This window comes from Mesorhizobium sp. M2A.F.Ca.ET.042.01.1.1, from assembly GCF_003997405.1.
In the GTDB taxonomy this organism is placed as follows: Bacteria; Pseudomonadota; Alphaproteobacteria; order Rhizobiales; family Rhizobiaceae; genus Mesorhizobium.
The window spans coordinates 1-8,463 of record NZ_RZRX01000261.1 but is presented as its reverse complement, the minus strand read 5'-3'; the positions used below and the strand labels follow the sequence as shown (position 1 = coordinate 8,463).

Genomic DNA, 8,463 nt, shown 5'->3' with positions numbered 1-8,463 from the left:
GGCAGGATGTCGGCGCGCCAGATGGCGTTGAGCTCGTTGGTGACGGCCTTCTGCGACAGGCCGCTGGTGTCGCCGGCGATGCCGCCCAGCCAGTCGTTGATCGGCGAGGGCAGGATCTGCGCCTGCCTCGCGACCGCGCCCGTCAGTTCGGCCAGCCCGCCCTGCTTCTTGATGGCGTCCTGCGGGTCGGGGTTGGCGGTGACCGTCTGCAGCACATTGGACAGCGCCGTCAGCGCCACGACGGCGGCATCGAGCGCCGGCGGCTGGCCGTCGACCTGCGCGATCGTGCCCTTGAGCGGCTTGAAATGCTCGGCCACAAGGCTGCCGGTCATGTCGACCTGGTCGGCCGAGCCGGCGCGCGGCAGCAATTTCGCTCCCGTCTTCACCACCTTGCCCAGTTTGCCGAGCTTGCTCAAAAGCTTCGAGCCGGTCTTGGCGGCGCCGCCGCTCTTGTCGTCGGCGGCCGCATCATCGGAGCGGGTGAGGTCGGTCTCCTGCACCACCGCGGTCAGCAGGCGCTTCAGCGCGGAGTCGGCGCTGGACAGGTCCTTGAGGTTCTCGCTGGCGATGTTGAGATCGGTCAGCGGCGCCAGCCGCATGTCGCGCAGGAAGGAATCCCACTGCGCGATATAGTCGTCGTAATAAAGCTTGAGGATGTCCTCGGAGAGCGCCGACACCGACGTCTCCGAATTCTCAGAGCAGCCGCCGGCAAACACGGCGCGGTCGAGCGCCGCCTGGCCGGCGACATCCTCGACCCGGTCGAGAATGGCGTCATGGAAGCCGGCATAGGTATAGGGGCCTGGAACGCCGACACGCAGCGTCTTGTCGGAGCGGCGCGCGAACACCTTGGCGCCGTTCGGTCCGGCGAAATTGGCCGGGACCCATTCCTTGACCGCCGCCACTTCCGGGTCGGCCAGAAGCTGCTTATAGGCGCGCTCCGGCAGCGAGATCGTGCACACCGTCTTCAGCGCCTCGGCGACCAGCTCCTTGTCCGGCGCGATGTAGCTGTCGTCGACCGCCATGCGGCGGATCGCGGCAAGCTGGTGCTCTTCGGCGTCCGCGGTCGGGAAGGGCGGCGCGGGCGCGAATTGCGGCAGGCTGTTCACCCACCAGTTCTGCACGAAATCCGTGTCCATCTGCGACAGGCCGGTCATCATGCGGTAGGTCTTCAGCGCGCCGAGCATGAAATCCGGGTCGCGGATCTGCCGCCACATCGTGGCTTCGAGCAACGCGACCATATGCGGCTCGAGCACGTTGCGCAGCGCATGGTCGTAACTGTCGGTCTGCGCCCGCACCAGCTCGGCCGAAGCTGTCGGGCCGAGCAAATTGTGGACGGCATCCGGCGGCGCGGTTCTGGCCGCCGCCACCGCATCCATCGCCGCCAGCGCACCGTCCATGGTCGGCTGCTCGACCGCGGCCGGCATGGCGGCGACGTCGGTCAACGGCTGCTGCAAAGCCTCGAACTGGCCCGCCTGCTCGGTGATCGCGTTGCGGTTATCGAGATAGGACCATGTGAACAGTCCGCCCGCGAGCAGGGCGGCAAGAGCGCAGGCGGCCGCAGCTCCGCGCCAGATCCAGGCGCGGCGGCGCTGCGCCAGCGGATCGAACGTGCCGAGGCCGGCCTCCTTGAAGATAACTTCGGTGAGCAGATTGCGCAGGAAGAAGCTGCGCTTCTCGACACGCGCCGCCGGCATGGCGCGGCGCGGCGGCAGTCCGAAGGATGAGGACAGCGCCGCGGTCAGCCGGTCGATCGGCGCGCCTTCCTGTGTCGCCGAGGTCAGATAGAGGCCGCGCAGCCAGGCGGCTTCCTCGTAACGGCTCTCGCCGAACATCGCCTCGACCAGCACCTGGATCGGCTCCGACAGGCTGGCGAGTTGAGCCGGGAAACGGAAGATCTCGGCGCGCTGGCCAAGCTTGTCCTCGTCCTCCAGCCGCGGCACCAGCCGCCGCTCCAGCTCGGAGGCGAGCCTGGCAAGCTCCGTCTGGATGGTGCCGGCGTTGACGCGGGCGTCGAGCGGAAAAGTCGTTCCCCACACCTGCTCGCGCGCCGTCGTCGACAGGCCGCCGAAGAAGGCTTCGAAGCCTTTGATCAGGTCGGCCTTGGTCAGCATCAGGTAGACGGGCAGGCGGATCTCCAGCCGGTCGTTAAGCTCCGCCAGCCGGCGGCGGATCTTTCTGCCATGCGCCTTGATCGCTTCGTCGCCCTCCGACAGCACGTCGATCGACAGCGCGACGATGACGCCGTTGAGCGCACGGCGGCCCCGGTGCTTCTTCAACAGGTCGAGGAAGCCCAGCCACTCCGCCGCGTCGACATCCGGCTGGCTTTCCTGCTGGACATAGCGGCCTGCCGTGTCGATCAGCACCGCGTTCTCGGAAAAGAACCAGTCGCAATTGCGCGTGCCGCCGACGCCCTGCAGGTCGTCGGTGAGGTCGATCGGGAAATTGAGTCCCGACTGGCGCAAGGCCGTGGTCTTGCCGGTGGCCGGCGGACCGACGATCACATACCAGGGCATCTCGCGCAGGAATTTCCGGCCTCCGAGCTTGCGCCGCTTGAGCTCGGCCATCACCTCGCCGAACTTGGCGCCGACGGCCGCGACGCTCTCCTCTCCAGGCGTGAGCTGCTTTTCCTGAACAGGCGCCGCGATCTCGGCGACGAACATGCGGTTGGCGCGGATCGCGCGGCGCTGCGCGATGATCAGGCAGATCAGCCACAGGATGATCAGCCCGGCGATGATGGCGATGCGCACATTGTCGGACTCGAACGGCGCGTAGGGGCCGACCTGCACGATCGGCCCGAACACCCAGATCAGCAGCGACAGCAGCGCGATGCCGATCAGCGTCCACAGGAAACGCGAGGTAATGACGGCCCAGAGGAAGCGCAGGATGAACATCTCAGAGCCTCTTCTCGACCAGGACCTCGACGCGCCGGTTGAGCGCGCGGCCCTCGCGCGTCGAGTTGTCGGCCACCGGATCGGTTTCGGCGCGGCCCTCTGACGAGATGCTCTCCGGCGGCACGCCCGCCTGCACCAGAAGCTTGGCTATGGTCTCGGCGCGCGCTTCCGACAGGCGCTGGTTGCTGGCCAGCGGGTTCGATTTTTGCAGGCGCACATTGTCGGTATGGCCGACGACCGTGATCTTTCCGATCAGCTCCTTGTTGTCGAGGATCACCTTGGCGATGGACTGGATCAGCGGCTCGTAGCCCTCGGTCAGCGTCGGCCGCGACGACTGGAACAGCTCGGGATTGGAGGACTGGATGATGAGCTTCGCCAGCGAGACGCTCTCGGTGCCGCTGAGCGCGCCCTTCAGCTCGTCCGGAGCCGCGGCCTTGAACTCCGGCAGCAGCGCGAAATCGACCGGCTGCGGCGCTTCGGGTTCGGGCGCATCCTGCTTGGGCGCGGCGCGGGTGACGTCGCCGCGCGAGGCCGGCGGCAGCGTGCGCACCAGCGCGGAAAGCTCGACCGCCTGGCTGCTCAAGCCCATCGACAGGCCGACATAGGCGGCAGCGGCGACGAAAATCGCGGCAAGCGCCATCACCCAGATCGGCACGATGAAGCGCTGCGGCTCGTCGGACGCGATCACGCCCTTCCAATTCGGCGACAGCGGCGCGTCCTCGGCATCCGCATTGCGCAGGAAGCGTGCCGCAGCAACGCGCACCGCATTGAGCGAACGGTCGCCGGCGCGGCCGGGCACCCGGTATTTGCCGCGGAAGCCGAGCGCCAGGCAGTAATATTGCAGCTCCAGCATTTCGCGGTCGCGGTTGGGATGCCGCTCCAGCTCGTCGAGCCGGGTGAAGAACTGGGTGCCGGCATCGACGTCGCCGCGCAGCATGACCACAAGCGGCTGGCGCGGCCATGCGCTGGCGCCGCCCCATGGCGTGTTGAGCGCGAGATCGTCGAGCAGCGCCGCCACCGCCCAGGCCGCCTGGTCGGCGCGCTCCAGCGAGGAGCCCGCGGCAACAGTGGCGTCGCGCGCCCGCACCAGCTCGTCGAGCAGGCGTGTGCGCATCACTTCCGGGTTCTCCGGCGCCAGCGCGCTTTCGAGCTCCGGCGCGAATTCAAGCAGCGGCGCGAAGATGTTGATCAGCGTGTTGGGATGGGCGCGCGCCCGCTTGACCGGCGCGCCCGGCACCAGCGGCGCCATCGGCCGGGGCGCGGCACCGGTCAGCCGGATGCGTGTGCGCTCGCGATCCTCCGACAGTCCGAAGGGATCATCCCGGCTCATGGCCTCACCTGTTCACCGAATAGCAGTCGACCTGCGGCTCGCTCGGCAGCACGCCGGAAACGCCGATGACGAAGCCGGGAGCGTCGAGCAGCGAGGCCCAATGCTCGCTCTTCTGGTCGAGCTCCAGGCACAGCCGGTCGCCGTCATAAGGGATCTCGCGCGGCTGCGAATGCAGCGGCTTCAGCGGAATGCCGGGCAGCCGCGATTTCCACAGGCCCTCGAACTGGTCGGCCGAGCCGACCGTCGCCTGGTTGACGAAGATCTTGCGCAGCGCGTCTTCCGACAGTTCGGAGCCGACGCGGATGACGATGCGGCTGGCGACCAGCAGCTTCGGGTTGTCGATGCGCACCTTCCAGACATTGGTCGCGTGCCGCATGACCGGCAGCGCGCGCGATTTCGGCTCGATGTAGCGCAGGCTGAGGATCAGCGAACGCAAGGCGTCGGCCAGCGCCATATAGGCGGGCCCGGGCGCCATGTGGTCGTAGGCCGGCAACTCGCCGAGCCGCCGCGAGCTGGACCCGTAGGTGGCCATCTCGCCGGCGAGGCCGGCAAGCTCGAGATAGAGCTCGGCCGGATGGAAGACGTCCTGCGCCAGCATATGCGCCAGCCGCGGCCGCGCGGCATTGGCGAGGTGCAGCATCAAGAGATCCTCGACGCTGCGGCCGGCTCCGCCCATCACCATCTTGCCATGCGCCTCGGCGATCTGGTCGAGGCCGGTGACGACCTCCTGCAGCAATTGCCGGTACCAGTGCACGGCGCCGGTGATCAGCGTCGGCGGCAGGAAGGACTGGTCGAGCGAGACGCCGCCATCGGCGCGCACGCCTGTGATATCGGCGATCGGCAAGGCGGTGTAGCCGCCGACCGATTTGCCGGGCGCCAGCAGCACCGCTTGCGGCCGGGCGATCTCGATTTTCTCCGGATCGGCGCCGCCTTGCACGGCGTCACGCACCGGGACGATCTTGCCGTGGTAGCGCGCACCGGTCGATTGGGCATGCGCCGGATCGAAGCCGACGCCGCCGGGCGGCTCGAGCGGCAGCGCCACCAGCACCGGCCCGGCGCCGGTGTCGGCCGTGACCGGCAGCGGCTTCGGCGCATCCATCAGCTCCGGGATGGAGAAGGGCGTGCCGTCCGGGAAGATGCCTCGGGCGGACACGATCGACACCTGGCCGGCATCGAGCAGCGACTGGTCGAGCGTCAGCTGCTGGAAGCCGAACGTATGGAGCTGGCCCGCCTGCAAGGCGCCGCGCACCATCCCCTCGAAGAACCGGTCCTGCTGCTGGAAATGCTGGGTCCTCAAGAAGAGTCCCTCGGACCACAGCACCCTGTTTGCGTCGCTCATGCTGCCACTCTCTGCACTTGCCCTGTTGACGCTTCGCTAGGCGGATATGCCGCCTTTGCCGAGGCTGACATTGATGGTGAATTTCGACCCCGGCGATACCGACTTGGTCGTGCGCCAGTTGCGTCCGCCGGGTTCCCGGATCAGCGCGACGAAGCCGAGCGCCGTCGCGTTCGGCTCGACCGTGATCGTCTTGGCCGCCGTCTTGCCGGGCGCCACCGAGATCGCGTCCGAGCCGATGAGGTCGGCGCCTAGCGCCGAGCCCGCGTCGCCCTGCAGCGCGAAGTAATCGGCCGAGTTGAACTTGCCGGTGCTGGCAAGCCGCATGACCAGAACCGTCACCGGCCGATCGCCGCCGCCCGGTCCCGGATTCATGCCGGCGCCGCCGGTCACGTTGACCGAGATCACCGATGGTTTCGGCGGGCCGCTCTGGCAAGCCGCAAGCAGCCCCGTCGCGCCGAGAGCAACGATGAATTCGCGTCTGTCGATCATGTCCCTACTCCTCTTCGTAAGCATCCCTGAAGTCCGCGCCGATCTCGCCCAGGAAGCTCGATTCCGCGCTCTGGGCGATGTCGCGATGGCGTTTCTGGTAGAGCTCCCACAGCTTGGCGTTGCGCCCGCCGGCGAGCAGATTGCCGATCGCGGAATTGGACTTGAGCTCTTCCTCGATCGCGGCCGGATCGAAACGGTCGATCATGCGCCGAAGCGCTGCCTGAACGCCGCGCCAGGCGCGCACGTGATGCTGCGCGAGATCCTTGACAGCATCGCTGATCGCCGCCTCGCCGGAGAGAAAGCCGGGGCTGCGCTCGGCGATGATGGTGACGATGACGTCCTCGACCGTCGGCAGGAATTTGAGCGGGTTGACTTCCGAAGAACCGACCACCGTCTGTGCGACGCGCGCGCTCCCCTTCTCTTCGGCGCGCTTGCGCAGGAGCTGCATTAAGCCGTCGAGCATCAGCCTGTATTCGCGGCCGAATTTCTCCATCTCGGCGAGCGAATCGCGCCCGGGAAAGTCGGCCTCCTCGACGCCCATGCCGCGCAGGAATGCCGCGCGCAGCGCCATGTCGCTCGGCGCGGGCTGCGCTGCACGCGATGGCCGCGGCGCGGGAGCAGCGCGAGGTGGCGGGGCAGGCGGCTCGGGTGCATTCGCCGGTATTTCCCATGGGCGGGCGGCCTTCGGCTTCTCGGCGGCTCGCCCATCGCGACCGGTTGCATCGGCGCTGGTGCCGGAAGCGGGCGTCGCGGCTGGCCCGAAGCTGAAATCGTCGAAGCCGGCGGCTTTGGGCGCGGGCTCGGGCATGTCGTTGCGCGCTGGCATGTCGCCAAAGCCGAACGGGTCCGCTCGGCCGGCGGCGGGCTCGTCGTTCGAGGCGGGCGTCGCCACCGGATCGAGGCTGAACGGGTCGTCGAAGGCCGGCGAGCTGCGCTGGTTCGAAGCGCGATCGTAGGCTCCAGGCACAGGCTGCTCGAACGGATCGGGCAGCCCGGCCGGGCGCGGCCGCTGCGGCTCCTCCTCGGCCTTGGCCGAGAAGAAATCGTCGCCGCCGATGCTGGCAGGCGTCCGCGCCTGTGGCGGCGGCCATGCTGGCGCGGCGTTGGCGATTGGCGCCTGGCCGATCGAGGTGTGGCCGGCGCTGGGCTGCACCTCGACATGGAGCACATAGTCGCCCATGCGCAGCCGCATGCCGCTTTGCAGGCGGGTCGACCTGCCGGTGCCGAGCGGGCTGTCGGAGTCGTTGATGAACAATCCGCTGCTCGATGTGTCGGTGACGAAATAGCCGTCGCGGCCGCCGCTGATCTTGCAATGCGCGCGCGAGACGAACATGTCCGGGTCGTCGATCTGCCAGCCGGCATCGGCGCTGCGGCCGATCACCAGCTCGCCCTCGTCCAGCCGGGTCTGCCTGACCAGTTGCGAGCGCGGGCCTTGTTCCAGGGTCAGAAGCAGGCTCATGCGGCTGCCTCCGCCATGTCCGGCCGCCAGCCGACGATGGTGCGCAGCCTGAGATCGTCGGCGTCGCCCTTCTCGGCTGGGCGTGAGAGCCAGGAAGTGCGGCCGAGCTGGATGGTTCCCATCTTGGGCGCCGGCACGGCGTCGCGCGCCAGTACGATCCTGAGGTCGACATCAAGGGCTTCGCCGATCATGTCACGCACCGCCTTCTTGAACAGGGCAAGCCTCCGTTCTCTAGGCAGGAACGACTTGAAATCATCGAGGCTGAGCGGGCCGACGCGCAATTCGATGCGGCTCTGCCGGCTGAAGACGCGCGGGCCGATCGTGGCCCCGCGCCCCAGCGCCGCATAGGCTTTGCCGACTTGGCTCTGCAGCGCCTTCGGAATGGTGATCCAGGCGGCGACGAATTCCTTGATCTCGACCGGCACCTTGAAGGCGGTGGCGAGGAACAGCGTCAGCCGCTCGGCGCCGTCGACCTGGTTCGCCAGCGATCCGGCCTGGCGCAGCCGCACCGTGTCGATCTCAGGGTCCTGCGTGCCGGGAAGGCCGATGCCGGCCATGGCTTCCAGCATGGCGCGCACACGCCCGCCGATCGAACGTTCGACCTGCACCGCCGGATGCGCGTCCGCCCAGGCGCGGTAGTAGAGCGCGATCATGCGGTGTTGCAGGATGTTGACGAAGTCGACGAAGGTCGTGTCGCTGGTCTGCTCGGCGTCGGCGCCGGTGAACCAGCGTTGCGACAGCCGGTCGAGCACCCAGCGCGTCAGATGCAGCGGCATCGGCCCTTCCGGTCCGAGCAGGCCGAGATTGGCGAGGGTCACGCGCGCCGGAGCCTTTTCGCCCGCATTCTGGAATTTGACCACGTCCCTGGCCGAGAAGCTTAGGCGCACATGCTGGCCCAGCCGTGCCGGCTCGCGCTCCGCGGTTCCTGAAAGGGCGCACAGGCCCCCACCCCAGC

Annotated in this window: 6 protein-coding genes; all 6 read right to left on the bottom strand. The window is 68.2% G+C overall.

What is annotated here, in order from left to right; genetic code table 11:
* On the bottom strand, positions 1 to 2,891 hold a 2,891-nt coding region (tssM, locus tag EOA23_RS28345; RefSeq protein ID WP_127306585.1), incomplete at its 3' end, for a type VI secretion system membrane subunit TssM.
* A gap of 1 nt (position 2,892) precedes the next feature.
* Complete coding sequence (gene icmH, locus EOA23_RS28340) at positions 2,893 to 4,221, bottom strand: type IVB secretion system protein IcmH/DotU (RefSeq protein ID WP_127306584.1); 1,329 nt, start codon at positions 4,219 to 4,221, stop codon at positions 2,893 to 2,895.
* Between the two features lie 4 nt (positions 4,222 to 4,225).
* Positions 4,226 to 5,560 carry a type VI secretion system baseplate subunit TssK gene (tssK, locus tag EOA23_RS28335; RefSeq protein WP_127306583.1) on the bottom strand — a complete coding sequence of 445 codons (1,335 nt, stop codon included), beginning with the start codon at positions 5,558 to 5,560 and terminating at the stop codon, positions 4,226 to 4,228.
* Between the two features lie 36 nt (positions 5,561 to 5,596).
* Positions 5,597 to 6,049 (bottom strand): type VI secretion system lipoprotein TssJ, encoded by a 453-nt coding sequence (tssJ, locus tag EOA23_RS28330; protein WP_040985738.1) that lies wholly within the window; start codon positions 6,047 to 6,049, stop codon positions 5,597 to 5,599.
* Between the two features lie 4 nt (positions 6,050 to 6,053).
* Positions 6,054 to 7,508, bottom strand: coding sequence for a type VI secretion system-associated FHA domain protein TagH (gene tagH / locus EOA23_RS28325; RefSeq protein ID WP_126062711.1), 1,455 nt, complete (start codon positions 7,506 to 7,508; stop codon positions 6,054 to 6,056).
* Positions 7,505 to 8,463 (bottom strand): type VI secretion system baseplate subunit TssG (gene tssG, locus EOA23_RS28320; protein WP_127306582.1); only part of this gene is annotated, 959 nt, incomplete at its 5' end. The genes tagH and tssG, both read right to left, overlap by 4 nt.